The organism is Streptomyces sp. AA1529 (genome assembly GCF_000280905.1).
Classification (GTDB): domain Bacteria; phylum Actinomycetota; class Actinomycetes; order Streptomycetales; family Streptomycetaceae; genus Streptomyces.
On record NZ_ALAP01000022.1, the window covers coordinates 1 to 17,270 of the forward strand.

At 69.1% G+C, this 17,270-nt stretch carries 18 protein-coding genes and 1 pseudogene; 7 read left to right on the plus strand and 12 right to left on the minus strand.

Going from position 1 to position 17,270, the window contains the following annotated elements:
• On the plus strand, positions 1 to 634 hold a 634-nt coding region (locus A949_RS38015), incomplete at its 5' end, for a zinc ribbon domain-containing protein (RefSeq protein ID WP_192817126.1).
• Positions 635 to 781: 147 nt separating this feature from the next.
• On the opposite strand, the gene A949_RS0106950 is transcribed toward A949_RS38015, so the two are convergent.
• The 5 genes from A949_RS0106950 to A949_RS0106970 all read right to left on the minus strand — a co-directional run bounded on the left by A949_RS0106950 (position 782) and on the right by A949_RS0106970 (position 4,760).
• A complete protein-coding gene (locus A949_RS0106950; protein ID WP_026004413.1) occupies positions 782 to 2,197 on the minus strand; it encodes a replication initiator in 1,416 nt (471 codons plus the stop codon).
• A gap of 130 nt (positions 2,198 to 2,327) precedes the next feature.
• Positions 2,328 to 2,507 carry a hypothetical protein gene (locus A949_RS0106955; protein WP_019355281.1) on the minus strand — a complete coding sequence of 60 codons (180 nt, stop codon included), beginning with the start codon at positions 2,505 to 2,507 and terminating at the stop codon, positions 2,328 to 2,330.
• On the minus strand, positions 2,504 to 3,865 hold the full coding sequence (locus tag A949_RS0106960) for an FtsK/SpoIIIE domain-containing protein (protein WP_019355282.1): 1,362 nt from the start codon (positions 3,863 to 3,865) through the stop codon (positions 2,504 to 2,506). Before A949_RS0106960 ends, A949_RS0106955 begins: the two co-directional genes overlap by 4 nt.
• The gene (locus A949_RS0106965) at positions 3,862 to 4,329 is read right to left on the minus strand and encodes a hypothetical protein (RefSeq protein WP_019355283.1); all 468 of its coding nucleotides are present in this window, start codon (positions 4,327 to 4,329) and stop codon (positions 3,862 to 3,864) included. The genes A949_RS0106960 and A949_RS0106965 overlap by 4 nt, the downstream gene beginning before the upstream one ends.
• The gene (locus A949_RS0106970) at positions 4,329 to 4,760 is read right to left on the minus strand and encodes a hypothetical protein (RefSeq protein WP_019355284.1); all 432 of its coding nucleotides are present in this window, start codon (positions 4,758 to 4,760) and stop codon (positions 4,329 to 4,331) included. Before A949_RS0106970 ends, A949_RS0106965 begins: the two co-directional genes overlap by 1 nt.
• A gap of 164 nt (positions 4,761 to 4,924) precedes the next feature.
• Here A949_RS0106970 and A949_RS0106975 point away from each other — a divergent pair, with 164 nt between their 5' ends.
• Positions 4,925 to 5,722: a GntR family transcriptional regulator gene (locus tag A949_RS0106975; RefSeq protein WP_019355285.1), complete on the plus strand. Its 798-nt coding sequence runs from the start codon at positions 4,925 to 4,927 to the stop codon at positions 5,720 to 5,722.
• 1,155 nt (positions 5,723 to 6,877) lie between these two features.
• Here A949_RS0106975 and A949_RS0106985 read toward each other — a convergent pair.
• From A949_RS0106985 to A949_RS0106995, 3 genes are all read right to left on the minus strand, one after another.
• Positions 6,878 to 7,264 carry a hypothetical protein gene (locus A949_RS0106985; RefSeq protein ID WP_158687559.1) on the minus strand — a complete coding sequence of 129 codons (387 nt, stop codon included), beginning with the start codon at positions 7,262 to 7,264 and terminating at the stop codon, positions 6,878 to 6,880.
• Between the two features lie 31 nt (positions 7,265 to 7,295).
• Positions 7,296 to 7,664 carry an SH3 domain-containing protein gene (locus A949_RS0106990; protein WP_019355288.1) on the minus strand — a complete coding sequence of 123 codons (369 nt, stop codon included), beginning with the start codon at positions 7,662 to 7,664 and terminating at the stop codon, positions 7,296 to 7,298.
• Between the two features lie 234 nt (positions 7,665 to 7,898).
• Positions 7,899 to 8,276 (minus strand): hypothetical protein, encoded by a 378-nt coding sequence (locus tag A949_RS0106995; RefSeq protein ID WP_019355289.1) that lies wholly within the window; start codon positions 8,274 to 8,276, stop codon positions 7,899 to 7,901.
• 820 nt (positions 8,277 to 9,096) lie between these two features.
• Here A949_RS0106995 and A949_RS32755 point away from each other — a divergent pair.
• The 4 genes and pseudogenes from A949_RS32755 to A949_RS0107020 all read left to right on the plus strand — a co-directional run bounded on the left by A949_RS32755 (position 9,097) and on the right by A949_RS0107020 (position 11,436).
• Positions 9,097 to 10,032, plus strand: coding sequence for a helix-turn-helix domain-containing protein (locus tag A949_RS32755; RefSeq protein WP_078565360.1), 936 nt, complete (start codon positions 9,097 to 9,099; stop codon positions 10,030 to 10,032).
• Positions 9,995 to 10,120: pseudogene (locus A949_RS39600) on the plus strand (DUF397 domain-containing protein); the annotation flags it as partial. The gene A949_RS32755 and the pseudogene A949_RS39600, both read left to right, overlap by 38 nt.
• A 224-nt stretch (positions 10,121 to 10,344) precedes the next feature.
• On the plus strand, positions 10,345 to 10,896 hold the full coding sequence (locus tag A949_RS32760) for a peroxiredoxin (RefSeq protein WP_037705978.1): 552 nt from the start codon (positions 10,345 to 10,347) through the stop codon (positions 10,894 to 10,896).
• A 6-nt stretch (positions 10,897 to 10,902) separates the two neighbouring features.
• A complete protein-coding gene (locus A949_RS0107020; RefSeq protein ID WP_019355294.1) occupies positions 10,903 to 11,436 on the plus strand; it encodes an alkyl hydroperoxide reductase in 534 nt (177 codons plus the stop codon).
• A 120-nt stretch (positions 11,437 to 11,556) separates the two neighbouring features.
• On the opposite strand, the gene A949_RS0107025 is transcribed toward A949_RS0107020, so the two are convergent.
• The 4 genes from A949_RS0107025 to A949_RS0107040 all read right to left on the minus strand — a co-directional run bounded on the left by A949_RS0107025 (position 11,557) and on the right by A949_RS0107040 (position 16,788).
• Positions 11,557 to 13,635: a SpoIIE family protein phosphatase gene (locus A949_RS0107025; protein WP_019355295.1), complete on the minus strand. Its 2,079-nt coding sequence runs from the start codon at positions 13,633 to 13,635 to the stop codon at positions 11,557 to 11,559.
• Positions 13,636 to 13,684: 49 nt separating this feature from the next.
• The gene (locus A949_RS0107030; protein ID WP_026004415.1) at positions 13,685 to 14,362 is read right to left on the minus strand and encodes a class I SAM-dependent methyltransferase; all 678 of its coding nucleotides are present in this window, start codon (positions 14,360 to 14,362) and stop codon (positions 13,685 to 13,687) included.
• A 142-nt stretch (positions 14,363 to 14,504) separates the two neighbouring features.
• The gene (gene fomD, locus A949_RS0107035) at positions 14,505 to 15,197 is read right to left on the minus strand and encodes a cytidylyl-2-hydroxypropylphosphonate hydrolase (protein WP_019355297.1); all 693 of its coding nucleotides are present in this window, start codon (positions 15,195 to 15,197) and stop codon (positions 14,505 to 14,507) included.
• 169 nt (positions 15,198 to 15,366) lie between these two features.
• The gene (locus A949_RS0107040; protein ID WP_019355298.1) at positions 15,367 to 16,788 is read right to left on the minus strand and encodes a class II fumarate hydratase; all 1,422 of its coding nucleotides are present in this window, start codon (positions 16,786 to 16,788) and stop codon (positions 15,367 to 15,369) included.
• A 76-nt stretch (positions 16,789 to 16,864) separates the two neighbouring features.
• Between A949_RS0107040 and A949_RS0107045 the strand changes: the two genes are divergently transcribed.
• A complete protein-coding gene (locus A949_RS0107045) occupies positions 16,865 to 17,233 on the plus strand; it encodes a VOC family protein (RefSeq protein WP_026004416.1) in 369 nt (122 codons plus the stop codon).
• The last annotated feature ends 37 nt before the right edge of the window (positions 17,234 to 17,270 follow it).

The following is a 17,270-nucleotide window of genomic DNA, read 5'->3' on the forward strand; positions in this document are numbered from 1 at the left end:
CAAACGTAACTTCAAAGAAGGGCGGCAGAAGCCGCACGACACAGCGAGCAAATATCTACTATCTGGAATTGCGCGTTGTGGGGCATGCAACTTTCCGATGAACATGAACCCTTACACAAGGGGCACCAATTCTCACGAACGGTATGGATATCGCTATGCCTGCATCTCCAACTTGGGCGGGTGCGGAGGTGTAACGCGTGTTGGTCCACCCGTTGAAGAACTCGTAATCGACCTGCTTTTCGAGAAGGTCAGAGAGCAAATCGGGAGCGCTCAAAAAGAGGATGCCGAATCTCACGAAGCGGCGGGGGCCGGACGTCTAGAAGAGATTCAGCGCGAGCTGAATGAGATCAATGATCGGTGGAAAGCTAAGCGAGTATCCTCTGCCCGCGCGCTCGACATGATCGAAGAACTAGAGGCCGAGCGCGCGGCTTTGGGTAAGAAGCGCCGCCAGCAACTCGCGCGCAGTGCGCGGCGAAATGCCGAACAGCCGGACCTACCGACAGAATGGAAGAACAGTACTCCAGGGCAAAAACGGCAACGTCTGCGCCAGGAAATCCGCGCCGTGATCGTGCACCCCGTAGGGCGAGGGAAGTCGTTCGACCCGGAAGCCATCGAGATAATTTGGCAGGAATGATCCTAGGAAGATTCCACTTCTTCCCTAAACCCCCACAACTTGCGTGTGCGGCGCCGCCAAGACTCGTCTCTTGGTGGCGCTTTCGCAAGCTGCCGCCGAATCCATTCCTCTCGGCTAATGGGCTGCTGTCCAATTTCACGGGAGGAACTATTCACTATAGGTCCCCCTTCGTTGCATCTCACGGACCATGGCGAGGTCCGATGCGATGCTCCGCGCAATCTCCGCTTCGCCGGGGGTGTGTCCGGAGCCGACGTATCGCCAGGCCGCTTCGGTATCGGTCCCGGTGTCGTCGGTCGTGCCGGTTTGGTGTGTGGTGCGTGCGGCTCGGAGGGTCCCGTATGTGGTGCTGTAGTGCCGGGATTTGGTGAGTGCGTGGCCCCGGTAGCCGAGGGTATGTGCCCATGCCCGCAGACGAAGGTGCGTCAGTTCTGCGAGGGTGCCCAGTCGCCAGCAGGTGACCATGAGTGCCCGGATGTGGGGAGTCACCGCAGCGAGGCGGATTTCTTCGTATTCCCGTATCCGGTGGTCGAGGCCGCCAGCGTCGCCTACCGATTTCGTGATGTATTTCGCCACGTACGCCGCAACGGCTGAATCGGTCACGGTGGCATCGGTGAATGCATCGCTTTGGATGCTGTGCACGTCGAGCTCACGGCCCCACCTGATTACGTAGTCCCCGGTGGCCGGGGAATGCGCCGAGAACACGGCCACAGCGGCAGCAGCCGACCTCACAGCCTCGGTGAGAATTTCGATTTTTGCCCATGCCGGCCGAGGGGATTCCGGGCCGTGCGGGCCGTCCAGGCGCACGACCGCATGGAAGTGCACGGCGCCCCGCCGCTGGTATTCAGCAACTTTGGCGAAGGAGACGACGAGGTGTTCCCGCAGGCGCGTTTGTGCGATGCCCCCGGCCGAGGCCAGGTGGCGTCGCACGGTGTGCACCCATCGGTTCCACAGCCGTCCCGCGTGCGCGTGCCAGAGCACATGGCCGATGTAGTCGTAACAGGCCCGGCACAGCGGCTGTCCGGCTGCCGCATCCTGCGGTCCGTGCTGCTGGCGGCAGTCGAGCCGGTACCCGTGCTCACAGGCGATGCCGTCCCGTCGGGGGCGGCAGAGAACGCCGTCTTCGGTCACCCGGTGAACAGGACCGAAGCTGGGGGCCGTCAGGGTCACGAACACCCGCGGGGAGAGGCGCACGTGTTCCGGGACGCCCTTACCGCCGGAGAGGCCCGCTCGCACCAGGTGGAAGGTGTCGCCCGCGTGGAGGCGTGAGCACGGCTCGCAGCGCGAAGCCCGGCGGTTGCGGCAGCGGACCGGCATCCGGCCGCCGGGTTCGTTCTGTGTCGAGTAGTGCCCCAGGATTTCACCGCTGGAACTGTCCCGGGTGATGCTGTGGCCCGCCAGGTAAACGGGGTGTTCGCACCCGCCCGTGGTGCGGATCTGTTCCAGCCAGCGGGGAAATCCCGGCTCATGTGCGAGCCGGATAATGTCGCGTTCGGTCGGTGTAAGACGACGCAGGCGCTCAGCCCCTTCCAGGACTGAGCGCCGCGTTTCATCGGTCGGGTACATGCGGCGGTCCCCTTTCGCGAGGTTCCGGGATCAGGTGGCTCATTTCGATGTCTCCGAATTCAGTGAGAGCGGCAGAAGCGCCTATACGAGGCAAGAGAGTGGAATGAAAGGTCAGAATCCTTGGGGTCTGTCAGGGAATGAACATCTTGAGGATGTAGTGCACCGGCCAGCCGAGTTGCGTGTATGCCAGCAGGAATCCCGCAAGGGAGATGAGCACCACTTGGTAGGACTTGATTTCCCGTGACCGGGCCATCATGACCGCGAAAAGCCACAGGAATGCATCGGCTACCCAAATGCCGTGATCGCTCATGCGTTTCCCTCCTTTCGTTCGGTTGCTTCCGCCAGGGCGGAAATCTCAGGGGTGACGGGCGCGTGAATCCGCATCCGGGATGCGATCTGGTCGGCGGAGAGGAGCGTCGAGCGGGCACGGGTCCACCGGCCGCCGGTCGAGATCACCGCGACGCCCTGTTCGTGGTCACCGATCGTTTGGGTGACCGTCACCGCGTCCGGGCTGACATCCCCCAGCGTCATCTCGGCGGTAGCGGCATCGTGGGCCCGATGCGCGACCCGGCCGCCGAGCTGCGAGCGCAGTGCCGTTACCCGGGGGCCGAGGTCGGAGCCGACGCGCTGTCCGGCCGCCACCAGGTGCACGCCCAGCGCCGCCCCGAGCTGCGCCAGCCGGAGTAGCAGCGTGCCGCACTCTTCGGCTTCGTCGCGCCCCTGCCGTGAGCCGTCCGTGAGGTACAGCTCTGCCAGCTCATCCACCAGGACGACCACGGGCACCGGCCGGGCGCATTCGGGCAGGTCCCACACCGACCGCGTGCCCGCTTCACGGCACAGGGCCATGCGGTCGCGGATCTCCCGCAGGAGCCGACCCAGCAGCCGGACAGCATCCGGCCGGGTGGTGGCCAGCGCCGTCAACCGAGGCCCGAGCAGGCCCAGTTCCACACCGCCTTTGAGGTCGATGCCGACCAGTGCCACCGGTTGGGGTGCCAGCCCGTAGGCCAGCGCCGCCAGCAGCGAGGACTTCCCCGATTGAGTGGCTCCCGTGACCAGCCAGTGCGGCGTACGCCGGAAGTTGATCACCCAGGGGTCGCCGTCTTCCCTCGCGCCGACAGGCACGGCCAGCAGGCGCGAGGTGCGGGGAGCCGAGGCCGACAGCGCGCCGGTCAGCGGGTCCTGTGCGCTGACGGTCAGCAGCACGCGCCCCCGCTCGGGAGAGGTGACCCGGACCGAGTGCACCCGCCAGGCGTGTTCCATGGCTTGTGTCGCGGTCAGGAACGGTGTCGGGGTCTGCCCGGGGTGCAGGATCACCCGCACCCGCGCCCCGGTCGCGGTCGGCAGGGGCAGACTCAGCCGAGGAGGACGAGGCCGCAGCGCCGTCCCCTGCACCACCGACCGCCCCAGCACTTGCTGGTGTGATCCCCAGCTCACGGCGAGCCCGTTGAGCGAGCAGACCCGCCGCCAGGACCACATGATCCGCACCGCGAGTACCGGATAGCCCAGCAGGAACCAGCGCCAGGGCCACCGCTCCGGGCGCACCCGTTTCATGGCGTCCGGCAGACGAGCAGCCACCCGAGGCGCACGCGCCTCCCACCAGCGCTGAGTCAGAAGGGCCACGATGAGCCCGGCCGAGATCAGCCACACCGCCAGGGTGATACCCGTCATGTGTCACCCTCCCCCGGTTCTGTCCGGCTCTCGGATGCTGTCTGGTCGAGCACCCGCAAGGCGCGGTCAGCCGCAGCCCAGGAATGACGGACCGTCAGACGCAGCAGGTCGCGGATGCCGGCCACGTCGTCGGTCACCGTCAACAGCGCCTCAGCACCTACCAGCGCCCGCAGATCCCGCAGCAGCCGCCAGTACTCGGCACCAGCGCCGCCGATCACATCCCGCGCCGTCTCCTCCCCGCTCTCCGTCTCCTCCCGCAGCGCCGAGGCGATGTTGACGGTCGCGGTGTCGTTCACCGCCCGCACGCAATGCCCCTCGCAGGCGAATACCTGGCTCCCGTTCTGCGAGCGGCCCACGGGTACCGAGGCCGCTTCCCCCGCCACGAATTCGGACCCGCAGACCACACATGCGAGGCCGTCAGCCTGTACGGCCGTCAACGGCCACATCGGGATGTCCTCCGGCATCAGGACTCACCCCCCTTGCGGGCACCCGCCGAGCCGGACGAGGACGAAGCCGTCGAGGAGGACGAGGCGGACGCCACTGACGAGGACGAGGAGGGGGCCGCCGCCTGCCCGGAGCCACCGGCCGACGCCGGAGCGATGGCAGCCGCACGGAAGGACACTCCCGACCGGCCGTCCACCGCCCAGTCGTTCGCCCACAGGTCCGTGACCGTGACCGCCTCTCCCTCCAGGACCCCCAGCGGCTCAGTCGAGGTCACGACGTGGATCACGTCCGCCCGACGAGCTTCGACCTGACGCACCATCAGCCCGGTAGTCCACTGCGGATTGCCCTCACGGTCCCGCCTCACTTCCCCGTCCGGGGTCGTGCGCGGCTCGGGGGCGATGGCGCACCGCACCGTGCCCAGGCGCGCGAGATCGATCGGTTTCTGCTGCATACGTACTCACCTCTCTTGGTCGCCACTCATGCACTTATCCGAATGAGTGGGACGATGAGCATAAGCCGCCTACACCGAGGGCGGTCAACCACTTATCCTGATGAGCACAACCCGCTTCCCGTGTGGCGGGAGAAGACCAGGCGTCATCCCAGGAGGAGAGAGCCATGCCAGCGCAGCAGCGCATCCAGCGCCCGGCACCGATGTATATGCAGGTGGCGCGCGAGGTGGCGCGCGAGATCGAGTCCGGCACCTACAAGCCGGGGGACGTGCTCCCGTCCGAAGCTCAGATGGTGGATGCGTTCGGAGTCGGCAAAGCGACCGTGCGGCAGGCTGTCGCGGAGCTGCGCGCCATGGGCTTGGTCGATGTGCGGCAGGGGAAAGGCAGCATCGTGCGCGGCCCCGCCCTCCAGGGTCATCCGATGGACCGAGGGATCTACCGCAGGAGCGCCCGCTCCGGCCCCAGGTGGGAGGTGCCCCAGCCCCCGGAGGTCGAGGAGCCCAGCATTTCCCGGGTGGTGCTGGACGGGACCACCGCCGCACTCTTGGACCAGGCCGACCAGGACGCCCTGAGTGTCGAGCGGCTGCTACGGGACCCGGATACGGACGTGCGCACCGCGCACCGCACCCTCATCCCTCTGTCCGTCGCCGCCGAGGTCCCCGCACTGGCCGACGCACCCGACGCGCCCACCGCCGCACTCTTCGAGCATCTGGCCGCCGCAGGCCACACGCTCACGTGGGCCGAGCACGTCAGCGCCCGCATCCCGCTACCCGACGAACGCGCCACCCTGCGACTCCCCGACGCCTCCCCGCTTCTGATCACCCACCGCGTCACCTACGGCGACCAGCGCCGCCCCCTGCTGTGCGAGGAGCTGCGCGCCCCGGCCGCCGGGGTCCGACTCGTCTTCCCGGTCCAGGCTGCCAAGGCCCCGGCCAACAAGCCCGCTCGCGCGAAATCGGCGTAACCTTTCTCTACTTGCTCAAGGGGCGCGCCTACGGCGCGCCCGGGGGCGCCCAGCCGCCCCGGTCGGGCATGCGGCCTTCGGCCGGTCCCGACCGGTCGGCAGACGCCCCCGGACTGCCGAACCGCTCCCCAGCGCACGAAGAAGCCCCGCGGATTTCGCGGGGCTTCCTGGCGTCCGGCGCCAGGACCAAAATTTCCCGGACGTGCCGGCCGACGCCGACCACCCCCGCACGCAGCAGGCCACGGCCGCCAGCGGACGCGACGCGACCAGCGCGCCACGGTCAGGGATCTACTTGCCCAGCGTGGTACCAGGGGCGCTACAGCGCGCCCCTGGACCCCGCCCGCGCGGCAAGTCCTCAAGCGCGAATGCGGGCATCATCGGGGCTTGGACCCGTGCGCGCTTGAGAACATGCCGCCTCTGTTCATCTGCCGCTGTACAGGTGGCCAGGCCGACCCCGCCCCACCGTCACCGCCTGCACGTCCGGGCATGCCGCTCCGCCTCAGCCTCCGGGACGCCCAGGCCGGTGACCGGATAGTGACGACGACAGCCATCACACCAAACCCGCTCCCCACGCCGATCCCGAGTCATCCAGACCCGGGACCCCTCCCGCGTACGCCACGCATCACGCATGCTCTCTCCCCTCCCGTTCATCTGCGTCAGCTTGCCCGGTCTCCGAGGTCATCGAGCAGACACGCCAGGCGGCGCACGCAATCCGGCCGCAGCCACACCACAGCCTCCCCCCGAGGCCCTGTGTGCGGCACAGCACCTACGGCCGCACCCGCCGCCGACGCCGAGGCATTCAACGCTTCGGCCGCATCGTGCGCCGCCTGCCAGGCCCCCACGTAATCCACGTCCGGCAGCCACGTGCAGTCCTCAACATCGCTACTGCCTCTGCTGAATGAGTCCCCCGAAATCACTTCGCTATCCCCTCCCATCGCTCCCGTGGCAGTCCCCCCGTACCGGTCCGGACCAACCGCGAAGGTCATCATCTGATCACGCATAGCGACGAAAGGCATATGCCTAACCGAACGAACTTCCGCAACAGACACCACATCTGTACCGGAGCGTGACCCCGATGTGATCTTGCACGTGCAGGGGTAAGTACACGCCAAGCGGCCCCCTCCCGCACACGGCAGGAGGGGGCCGCACCGCATCTCAGCAGCCCGGAGGCATATCCACGGTGATCTCAGGCACCGGCCACGGCAGCGCGTAGCGCGAGAACACCCACCCCTGAGTGCCCGCAGGCAGACCGCCCGCACTTCCCTCGCTCAACTCGACATGCGCCCACCGGCCGTGACACTCCGTCACCACCAAGCCGTCAGCCAAATAGAGCTGCCCCGTGGCATCTTGACCGGATTCCGGTCCGCGCCGCAGCCGCACCCCGTCACCGAGCACCGCCGACTCCAGCGTCGTCGGAACCGGCTCCACCACCGGAGAGGAAGGCTCCACCAGCGGGTAGGAGGGGACGCCGGTCGCCGGGGACTCGGCAGCCGCCGCCGAGGAGGCCCCCAGTCCCACAGTCGCGAAGGCGACCACCGCCACGACGCCCAGCCGACGCACACCGGGGGCCCGATCAGTAGTTCCGCACGACATAGGCGTCACTCACCCACCCCTGCGTGCCGTGCGGCAGCCAGCCCGCCGCATCACTGGTCACCTGCACCTGGTTCCACGTCTGGCCCCCCACGACAGCGGTAGTCAGAATCACCACCTCTTGCCCCCGGTAGAGCATCCCCCGCGCCGGATGGCTCGTTCCCGGACCGGACCGCACCCGCAGCCCATCCACCCGGGAAGTCACCGTCCCCGGGTGGTACCAGGAGTCACCCGCACCCCCCGACCCGTCCGGAAGCGGCATGGCCGACGCCGACACCGCCCCCACCGTGCCCAGACCCAGCACCGCCGCAGCCGAGACCACCACAGCCCGCAGACCCGTACGCATATCCATCTGACTACCTCTCAGCTAGAACTCGACAAGCGCCACCGCCCACGCGATGACCACTCATCCGAATGAGTACAGCCTCAGCCCACTCGGCGGCACAGGTCAACCACTTATCCGAATGAGTAGTCCGACGAGGAGGGCCAGGACCAGGACGCCGACGAGCGCCAGGACCACGGACACGAAACGGCCCCGCCCACCCTCAGAGGTGGACAGGGCCGTAACCCGCGCCTACCGGGCCCCTCAGCGCGCCCAGTCCCAGCTATGCGGCTCACGGTGCCCGAGAAAGAGATAGCAAATATCGCCCCCGTTCGCTGATTTCTCCTCGCAGTCACGCATCACTAACAGGCGCGCCAAATTCCGGCGCCACTGCATCCAGACCGCATGCCCTTCCCCCAGCTCCCGCACCATCGTGTAATGCGAACCGCGGTGACCGTGGAGGAGATTACAGAAACCCTCGCCCTCCACCTCCCGCTCAGCATCCGGTCCGCCTTCCACCTCCAACGCCACCGCAACCATGGCCGTACCGAGGCGCGCAGGCTCCATGCACGAATTCCGCACCCGCCCGGTAGCTATCTGATACTCAAGCACCGCCACGCTGAAAAGCGGGTCCTCCAGCACGCGCCGCAGCGCAGACCCAGGATCTACCGCAGCCCGGTACAGATCCTCATCCGAATACGGGTTCCCCCACCCGTCGAGACTGCCGCTCACCCCACGCGCCCCGGAGCCAGCCCCAGGACGAAGCCGCAGGCCACACTCACCGTCACCAGCATGATCGGCCCCGCATACGCCGACACCGAATGTAAAAGCCGCCTCATTGCAATTCACCTCTCTCTTACTCGTCTTGGCTATTCGTCCACGTCGGGGTGCGCTCTTTCGGAATGCGACTGCCACTGACGCGCCGCCCAGAAAAGCAGCTCATCCCGCCGCCTCCCTGGCAGCATCCGCGAATACCCCGCATACGTAGTCGCCGCGTGCTCACAACCCACGCACCCGACTACGACCGGAGGCCGAACAAAGCCCCCATCGAAATCCGACTCACGCATCACTATCCCGCAATCGAGGCGTAGATCAGGCTCCCGCACCCGACGCAGAAAGCACCATCCGGCCGCCGGTCCAACCCAGGGTGATCACACACCAGCTCCACCTCGGACAGCGGATAGCAACGCTCAATTCCACCCCCCAAAGGACGAACAAACGCCGCCCGCTGCGGGCCGGTCGAAGCTGTCACGTCCTGTGTTGCCATGAGCGTCAACAACATGTCCTCTCCCACGACCCGGACAGTGACCCCGAGCTGATACGCCGTCATGTATGCGACCTCCGTTGCGCTGTGTCGCCAGACCAACACGAGTCCGCCTACGATTGGACGGGGTGAACGCCATCGTTCACATGTAGGGGGTCACGAGGGCCCCTCTCCGAGGGATGTTTAGGCAGGTCAGGCATGCCAAAGGATCAGCAGGGCAATCCCAGTGTGAATGCTCCTCTAGGTGGCACGCTCGGTGAAGACGTGCGACAGGTCAGGCAGGCGCGCAGGATCTCTCAGGACGGACTGGCCAGCGCGACCGGATACAGCAGGACCTACGTGAGCAAGGTCGAATCCGGGGGAGTGATTCCGTCTCAGCGCTTCGTCGAGGGGTGCGACAAGGCGTTCGGGACAGGTGGCTTGTTCGCTCGCCGGTTGCGGCATGCGACGGAAGGCGAGGCCCCCGCCTGGTTCGCGCCGTACATCGACGCTGAACGAGAAGCGTCCGAGATTGAGGACTACTCCATTGCCTTCATCATGGGTTTGTTGCAGACGCCGGCCTACGCGCGGGCGGTGCTCGAACGCGGATTGATGCCGCTGCCTCGTGAGGAAATAGAAGCCCAGGTAACCAGCCGCACCCGTCGGCGGCAGATCTTCACCAGGCCGGAGCCGCCCCGCGTGTGGGTAGTCCTGCACGAGGCATCGCTTCGCGTGCAGGTCGGCTCATCTCAGGTCATGGCGGAGCAGCTCGCCCACATCCTCGCTGAGTTGGGCCGGGTGCCGTCACTCACCGTTCAGGTACTTCCATACGAGGCCGCAAGCGGAGCAACGAACACACCGTTCACGGCCCTGAAGATGCCGGAAGGTGCACCGGTGGTGTACGTAGAGGGCCCCCAGGGCGGACGCCCGTACGATACGAGAGAGGCAGTCGCCAACGCCCGCCGCTATATGGATCACTTGCGGGCATGTGCGCTGGACCCTCATGATTCAGAGGCTTACATCAGCAGTGTTAAGGAAGATCATGAGCGAAGAGCCCGAGTGGATCAGATCCAGCTACAGCGACGGCACCGGGGGTCAGTGCGTCGAGTGGGCCCCGGCTCGCCTGTCCGCCGAGGGCAACGTTCCAGTTCGTGACAGCAAGGACACCAGCCGAGCACCGTTGCGTTTCTCGGCCGCCGCTTGGTCTGTATTCGTTCGCGACCTCAAGCGCGTGACGCGCTGACGCAACTATGCACACGCGAGCCCCTTACCTTCCGGTAAGGGGCTTTCGCACGTTTCAGGCGATGAGCAGCGGTGGAGGCATGACTGTCGATAGGTTCAGCCGATCAGAGTGGCGGCACCTGGCTATTTCTGCGATCAATGGCAGGTGTGGTTAGGTGGTTCCGACCAACCTCCAGGAATGCGCGCAATCCGGGCATCCTGGTCGCAAGTACAAGGAGTGTGTACGTGCTCACCGTCGGTGACAAGTTTCCTCAGTTCGAGCTGACTGCCTGCGTCTCCCTGGAGAAGGGCAAGGAGTTCGAGACCATCACGCACAAGACGTATGAGGGTTGGAAAGTAGTTTTTGCTTGGCCGAAGGACTTCACCTTCGTCTGCCCGACGGAGATCGCCGCCTTCGGCAAGCTGAACGAGGAGTTCGCCGACCGGGACGCGCAGATCCTCGGCTTCTCCGGTGACTCGGAGTTCGTCCACCACGCCTGGCGCAAGGACCACCCGGACCTGACCGACCTGCCGTTCCCGATGATGGCCGACTCCAAGCACGAGCTGATGCGCGCGCTCGGCATCGAGGGCGAGGACGGCTTCGCGCAGCGCGCCGTCTTCATCGTGGACCAGAACAACGAGATCCAGTTCACGATGGTGACCGCGGGCTCCGTCGGCCGTAACCCCAAGGAGGTCCTGCGGGTCCTCGACGCGCTGCAGACCGACGAGCTGTGCCCCTGCAACTGGACCCAGGGCGAGGACACCCTCGACCCGGTCGCGCTGCTGGCCGGTGAGTGAGAAGCCATGGCTCTCGACGACCTGAAGTCGGCCCTTCCCGGTTACGCGAAGGACCTCAAGCTCAACCTCAGCTCCGTCATAGGCAACTCGGAGCTGCCCAAGCAGCAGCTCTGGGGCACCGTGCTCTCCTGCGCCATCGCGTCCCGCTCCGGGATCGTGCTGCGCGCGCTGGAGCCGGAGGCCAGGGAGAACCTGAGCGAGGAGGCGTACACCGCCGCCAAGTCGGCCGCCGCCGTCATGGCGATGAACAACGTCTTCTACCGCACCCGGCACCTGCTGTCGGACCCGGAGTACGGCACGCTCCGTGCCGGGCTGCGGATGAACGTCATCGGCAACCCCGGTGTCGAGAAGGCGGACTTCGAGCTGTGGTCGCTCGCCGTCTCCGCGATCAACGGCTGCGGCCAGTGCCTCGACTCGCACGAGCAGGTGCTGCGCAAGGCCGGCGTGGACCGCGAGACGATCCAGGAAGCCTTCAAGATCGCGGCCGTCCTCCAGGCGGTCGGCGCCACCCTGGACGCCGAGGAGCAGCTCGCGGGCTGAGCCCCGCCCTCTCGCGGTGACACCCGCGCCCGGCCCCGGATGCGCCCGCCCCCGCGGCGGCGCACCCGGGGCCGCGCCGTGCCAGGACCACCGGCACGCCGAGGGCGCGGCCGCCGTGCCTCACAGCTCCGGGTCGGGCTCCGGTGCGGCGTCCGGGACCGGGAGTTCGAACCAGACCACCTTGCCGGTGGACAGCCGGGTGGCGCCCCACCGCCGGGCCAGCCGGTTGACCAGATACAGCCCCCGTCCGCCCTCGTCGGTGGCGCGGGCCTGCCGCAGCCGGGGCAACTGCGGTACGTCGTCCCCCACCTCGCAGCGCAGCACGTCGGTGCGCAGCAGCCGCAGCGTGATGGGACGTTCGGCGTACCGCACCGCGTTCGTGACGATCTCGCTCACCAGCAGCTCGACCGAGTCCGACAGCTCCTCCAGACCCCAGCGGGTCAGCGCCCTGCGGGCGAGCCGCCGGGCCTGCCGCGCGGTCTGGGCGCGCGGGTCGAGGAACCAGTACGCCACGTCGCTCGGCGCGATGCCGTCGAACCGGGCGGCCAGCAGCGCGATGTCGTCGTCCCGGTCGCCCGGGCCGACGATGTCCAGCACCTCGTCGCACAGCGGCTCCAGCGGCGCCGAAGCGCCCGGCCGGGTCAGCCGGGCGGTCGCGGCCAGCTTCTCGCGCAGGTGCTCGATGCCGGTCCACACGTCGCGCTGCCGCGACTCGACGAGCCCGTCGGTGTAGAACAGCAGCGTGGCGCCCGCCGGCGCGTCCAGCTCCACGGCCTCGAAGTCGACGCCGCCCACGCCGATCGGCGCGCCCGCCGGTATCCGCAGCACCTCGGCCCGTCCGCTGCGGTGCAGCAGCACCGGCGGCGGATGGCCCGCGTTGGCGACCACGATGCGGTGCGCGACCGGGTCGTAGACGGCGTACAGGCAGGTCGCCATGCGGTCGCTGCCGAGCCGCTGGGCCTGCTCGTCCAGATGGTGCAGCACCTCCTGGGGCGGCAGGTCGAGCCCGGCCAGGGTCTGCGCCGTCGTCCGCAACTGGCCCATGATCGCCGCAGAGGTCATCGAGTGGCCCATCACGTCGCCGACCACCAGCGCCACCCGCGAGCCGGGCAGCGGAATGGCGTCGTACCAGTCGCCGCCCACCCGCGCCGTCTCCGCGGCGGGCAGATAGCGGCTGGCCAGGGTCACCCCGGTCGGCTGCGGGAGCTCGTCCGGCAGCATGGTGCGCTGGAGCTCGTCGGCGATGTACGCCTCCCGCCCGTAGAGCACCGCCTTGTCCACGCCGAGCGCCGTATGGGTGGCCAGCTGCGCGGCGATCAGCAGATCGTCCGGCTCGAAGGCGGGCCGGTCCGGGCGGCGCAGGAAGACCGCGGCGCCGATCACCCGGCGGCGGCCCCGCAGCGGCGCCAGGATCGCCCGGTGCCCGCCGGGCACCTCGCGCTCCGGGCCGAGCAGTTCGGGCAGCGCGGCGCTCGCCGCGGGGGAGTCGGCGAAGACCGGCCGCACCCCGCGCAGCACCTCGGCCAGCGGGCCGCCCGCCCGCACCTCGGCGAGCTGCGCCGCCGCGGTGCCCGCCGCGCCCGCCGCCATGCCCGCCGCCATGCCCAGGGACAGGCCGGACGCCTCCGCCGCGGACCGGCCCTGGTATCCGACGTCGGCCGGATGCCCGGCGGCCTCGGGCGCCGCCAGGCCCGCCGACATCTGTGCGGCCTGCAGCGCCTGCGCCGACAGCGGGTCCTCGGGGATCCGGTCGCTGCGCCGCAGCCGCAGCACGAACGGGCCGGTGGGCCGCTCGTCGCCGACCGGCAGCGGATCGCGCAGATAGACGAGGATCGCGTCCGAGTACGCCGGCACGCTGGCCCGGCACAGGCCCAGCACCGTCTCGTCCAGGTCCACCCCGCGTGCGATGCGCCGCGTCGCCGCGCCGACGAACCGCAGCCGGTCGCCGCCGCGGCGCTCCCGCTCGGACCGTTCGCTGAGCGCGTCGTCCTCCGCCGCGGGCTCGGTGACGGCCCGTTCGGCGGCGTCGCCGGGCTGCGGCGGGTGCGGTCGCGGTCTCGGCGGGGCGCCCTCGCGCGCCCGCCGCGCCGGCTGTTCCCCGGCGCCGGCGGGGTCGTCCCCCGACGGTGCGGGGTGCGTCGGATCGGTGGTGCTGTTCACCGCAGGTTTCTCGTGCTCCGTCACGCGTTCGGTTTCCATCCATCCGGGGCTGCGCGTCGGCGCACGCCCTGCGCTGGGTGCTCGCGGTCTATGGGCGTCGTCGGCACTGCAAGAAAAGCTGAATCTCGGGAGGTACGTCCGTGCTCGCAGGAGCGTACGCGCGTGCGTCCTCTCCCACGACATCGAATCCCGCGTCCTGGACGACCCCGCGCAGTTCGTCCCGCAGATAGCCGGATACCCGGATCGAGTTGCCCAGGAACGGGATCGCGAAATCGTTCACGTCCGCCTCCACCATCCCCAGCACCAGCGGGCCCTCGCCGCGCAGTTGCCGGTGCAGGGCGCGCAGCGCGAACGGGATCTCGTCGCGGGGCAGCATCAGCAGCGAGAAGAAGGCGGCGACGCCGTCGAACGGGCCCAGGCCCGAGGACTCCAGCGCTGCCACGTCCAGCTTGTGGCAGTCGCTCTCGGGCACGTTGTCCCGGCACAGCTTCAGCATCGAGGACGACAGATCGATCCCGACGACCGAGTGTCCCGCGTCGGTGAGCTGGCGTGCCGTCGGCAGACCGGTGCCGCAGCCCACGTCCAGCACCCGGGACCCGGGCGGCAACTGGTCCGCCAGCCAGGCACCGCTGTCGAGCTGGCCGTCCTTGTGCGGAAAAGCCTCCTCGTAGCGGTCCCCTATGGCGTCGAACGCCTCGGGCTGCCCGGATCTGTCGATGCTCATCCGGGCGAATCCGTCATATACCCCGAAGTCTTCCCCGGGCATCCCGCCGGCCTCGAAACCCGCAGAGCTGCTCACGGCTGGGCTCCTTCCTGGCTGCCGGTCAAGTCCCCGGGGGGTGAGGGGAGTTGTTGTGCAGCGGTACTGTTTACGGACGTTGATCCTACGTTTGCAGTATGGGGGCGCATCAAGGGGCATCGGGAGCCCGGTACCCGGACGCGTTCCGCGGCGGCCGGTCCCAGTCCTCCGGCAACCCCGGCACCGGCCAGGCAGGATCGGGCCGCCAGTGCTCCCAGCCGTCCGCGAACGGCGAGCCCCAGGACCGCACCGCCTCGACCGCGCGCCGCCCCGCCGCGCGGACCCGCTCGGCCTGCGCCGCGTCCAGCAGCCCGGCGCGCTGCGCCTCGGCGAACTCGTCCTCGTCCCGCCACTCCCAGCGGCCGTCCGGGCTCACCTCCAGGTCCAGGAAGTGGTCCTCGGAGTCCACCCCGCCCGGCCAGCGCAGCAGCGGCTCCTCGAGGTTGACGTAGAAGTTCTTGAACCGCCAGCCGTCCGCCCAGAAGAGCCACACCGACCACGGCTCACCCGGGCGCGCCAGCTTCAGCACACCCGTTCCGAACCAGGGGGTGAAGGCGGCCCTGCGCGGCTTGGTGTAGCGGGTGGCCAGCGGCTCGTGGTGCACGGGCGTGCCGTCGGCCATCTCGGGCCGTACGCACTGCGTGCCGGGTGCCAGCCAGACCGCCAGCAGCTCCGCCGTGTCCCGGACGACGGTGACAGGCCGGCAGATGTGGGGATGCGTGGCGCCGTTGGCGCGGTACCGCCACAGGATCCTGGTGCCTGTGGGCCACCGCTGCCGGTGCGCCGTCTGTTCCGCTGTCATGACGGGATCTTAGATGTGCGGCCCGTCGGACCGCCGTGAGCTGCGCCGCAGCGCGCCGGGCGCTGTCCCGGCCCGGTCCTGTCCGGTCCCCGGGCGGGTGTGCCACGCAGGCGCGCGGCGCACCGGGCCCGGGGCCTCTGCCCGCCCCTCCCGTGGCAGCGCGCCCGGCTCAGGGGTGCGTCATCTCCAGCACGTCCAGCGCGGCGTCCAGTTGCTCCAGCGTCAGCTCGCCGCGCTCCACATGGCCCGCGGCCAGCACCGCCTCGCGGATGGTGCACTCCTCGGCCAGGGCCCGCTTGGCCACGGCCGCCGCGTTCTCGTAGCCGATGTACCTGTTCAGCGGGGTGACGACCGAGGGCGAGGACTCGGCGAACTCCCGCGCACGGCGGGTGTTCGCGGTGATGCCGTCCACCGTGCGGTCGGCCAGCAGCCGGGCGGCGTTGGACAGCAGCCGGATCGACTCCAGCAGGTTCTTGGCCATCACGGGCAGCATCACGTTCAGCTCGAAATTGCCCGCGGCCCCGGCCGCCGCCACCGTCGCGTCGTTCCCGGTGACCTGCGCCGCCACCATCAGCACCGCCTCGGGGACGACCGGGTTGACCTTGCCCGGCATGATCGACGAGCCGGGCTGCAGGTCGGGCAGGGCGATCTCGGCCAGACCGGTGCGCGGTCCCGAGGCCATCCAGCGCAGATCGTTGCAGATCTTGGTCAGCCCCACGGCGACGGTCCGCAGCTGTCCGGAGGTCTCCACCAGCGCGTCCCGCGCGCCCTGCGCCTCGAAGTGGTTCCGCGCCTCGGTCAGCGGCAGCCCGGTGGCCCCGGCCACCTCCTCGATGACGGCGGCCGCGAAGCCCGGCGGAGTGTTGATCCCGGTGCCCACGGCCGTGCCGCCGAGTGGCAGTTCGGCCAGCCGGGGGAGCGCGGCCCGCAGCCGTTCCACGCCGTACCGCAGCTGCGCCGCGTAGCCGCCGAACTCCTGGCCCAGCGTCACCGGGGTGGCGTCCATCAGGTGGGTGCGCCCCGACTTGACCACGTCCGCGAACTCCCCGGCCTTCGCCTCCAGCGAGCCGGCCAGGTGTTCCAGCGCCGGGACCAGGTCGGCGGTCACCGCCGCGGTGGCGGCGATGTGGATCGACGAGGGGAACACGTCGTTCGACGACTGGCTGGCGTTGACATGGTCGTTCGGGTGCACGGAGGCCGCCTGGGAACCCGCGGCGGTCAGCCGCTCGGTCGCCAGGGTCGCCAGCACCTCGTTCATGTTCATGTTCGACGAGGTGCCCGAACCGGTCTGGAAGACGTCGACCGGGAAGTGGTCGTCCCAGCGGCCCTCGGCGACCTCCTCGGCCGCGGCCCGCACCGCCTCGGCCCGCTCCTCGTCCAGCACCCCGAGCCGGGCGTTGACCACGGCGGCCGCCGCCTTGACGCGGGCCAGCGCCTGGATGTGAGCGCGCTCCAGCCGCTGCCCGCTGACGGGGAAGTTCTCCACGGCGCGCTGCGTCTGCGCACGCCACTTGGCGTCCGCGGGGACCCGCACCTCTCCCATCGAGTCGTGCTCGACCCGGTACTCGGCGCTGTCCGTGCTGTCGGTCATCGTGCGCACACCTCCCTGCTCCTCAGCACTCCTCAGCATCTCGCATCCCGGCCGCATTCCTGGCTAGGGTCCGGGCATGACGAGTCGTATCTCGGTGCTGTGCATCGATGCCCTGGAACCCCGGGTCGTGGCGGACTTCTGGTGCCGGGTGCTGGACTGGCGGATCAGGGAGGAGGCCGAGGGCGGCATCACCATCGGGCCGTCGGACCCGGCGGCGCCGGGCATCGACGTCTTCCCCGTCCCGGAGCGCAAGACGCTCAAGAACCGCCTCCACCTGGATCTGCGGGCCGACGGCAGCACCACCGAGGAGGAACTGCGGCGTCTCCTGGAACTGGGCGCCACCCGGGTGGACGTCGGCCAGTCACCGGACGTCACCTGGACGGTGCTCGCCGACCCGGAGGGCAACGAGTTCTGCCTGCTGCGCCGGACCGTCCAGGACCTGTGACGCGCTGACCCCGGGTCCTGCCGGGTGCCGGGCCCGG

Bases quoted from the DNA above. Each gene is read 5' to 3' on its own strand.
- A949_RS0106965 (WP_019355283.1), bottom strand. From the start codon at position 4,329: ATGCCGGAGGACATCCCGATGTGGCCGTTGACGGCCGTACAGGCTGAC.
- A949_RS32755 (WP_078565360.1), top strand. From the start codon at position 9,097: ATGCCAAAGGATCAGCAGGGCAATCCCAGTGTGAATGCTCCTCTAGGT.
- A949_RS0107025 (WP_019355295.1), bottom strand. From the start codon at position 13,635: ATGGAAACCGAACGCGTGACGGAGCACGAGAAACCTGCGGTGAACAGC.
- A949_RS0106970 (WP_019355284.1), bottom strand. From the start codon at position 4,760: ATGCAGCAGAAACCGATCGATCTCGCGCGCCTGGGCACGGTGCGGTGC.
- A949_RS0106975 (WP_019355285.1), top strand. From the start codon at position 4,925: ATGCCAGCGCAGCAGCGCATCCAGCGCCCGGCACCGATGTATATGCAG.
- A949_RS0106955 (WP_019355281.1), bottom strand. From the start codon at position 2,507: ATGAGCGATCACGGCATTTGGGTAGCCGATGCATTCCTGTGGCTTTTC.
- A949_RS0106960 (WP_019355282.1), bottom strand. From the start codon at position 3,865: ATGACGGGTATCACCCTGGCGGTGTGGCTGATCTCGGCCGGGCTCATC.
- A949_RS0107045 (WP_026004416.1), top strand. From the start codon at position 16,865: ATGACGAGTCGTATCTCGGTGCTGTGCATCGATGCCCTGGAACCCCGG.
- fomD (WP_019355297.1), bottom strand. From the start codon at position 15,197: ATGACAGCGGAACAGACGGCGCACCGGCAGCGGTGGCCCACAGGCACC.
- A949_RS0106950 (WP_026004413.1), bottom strand. From the start codon at position 2,197: ATGTACCCGACCGATGAAACGCGGCGCTCAGTCCTGGAAGGGGCTGAG.
- A949_RS0107020 (WP_019355294.1), top strand. From the start codon at position 10,903: ATGGCTCTCGACGACCTGAAGTCGGCCCTTCCCGGTTACGCGAAGGAC.
- A949_RS0106990 (WP_019355288.1), bottom strand. From the start codon at position 7,664: ATGGATATGCGTACGGGTCTGCGGGCTGTGGTGGTCTCGGCTGCGGCG.
- A949_RS0107040 (WP_019355298.1), bottom strand. From the start codon at position 16,788: ATGACCGACAGCACGGACAGCGCCGAGTACCGGGTCGAGCACGACTCG.
- A949_RS0107030 (WP_026004415.1), bottom strand. From the start codon at position 14,362: ATGCCCGGGGAAGACTTCGGGGTATATGACGGATTCGCCCGGATGAGC.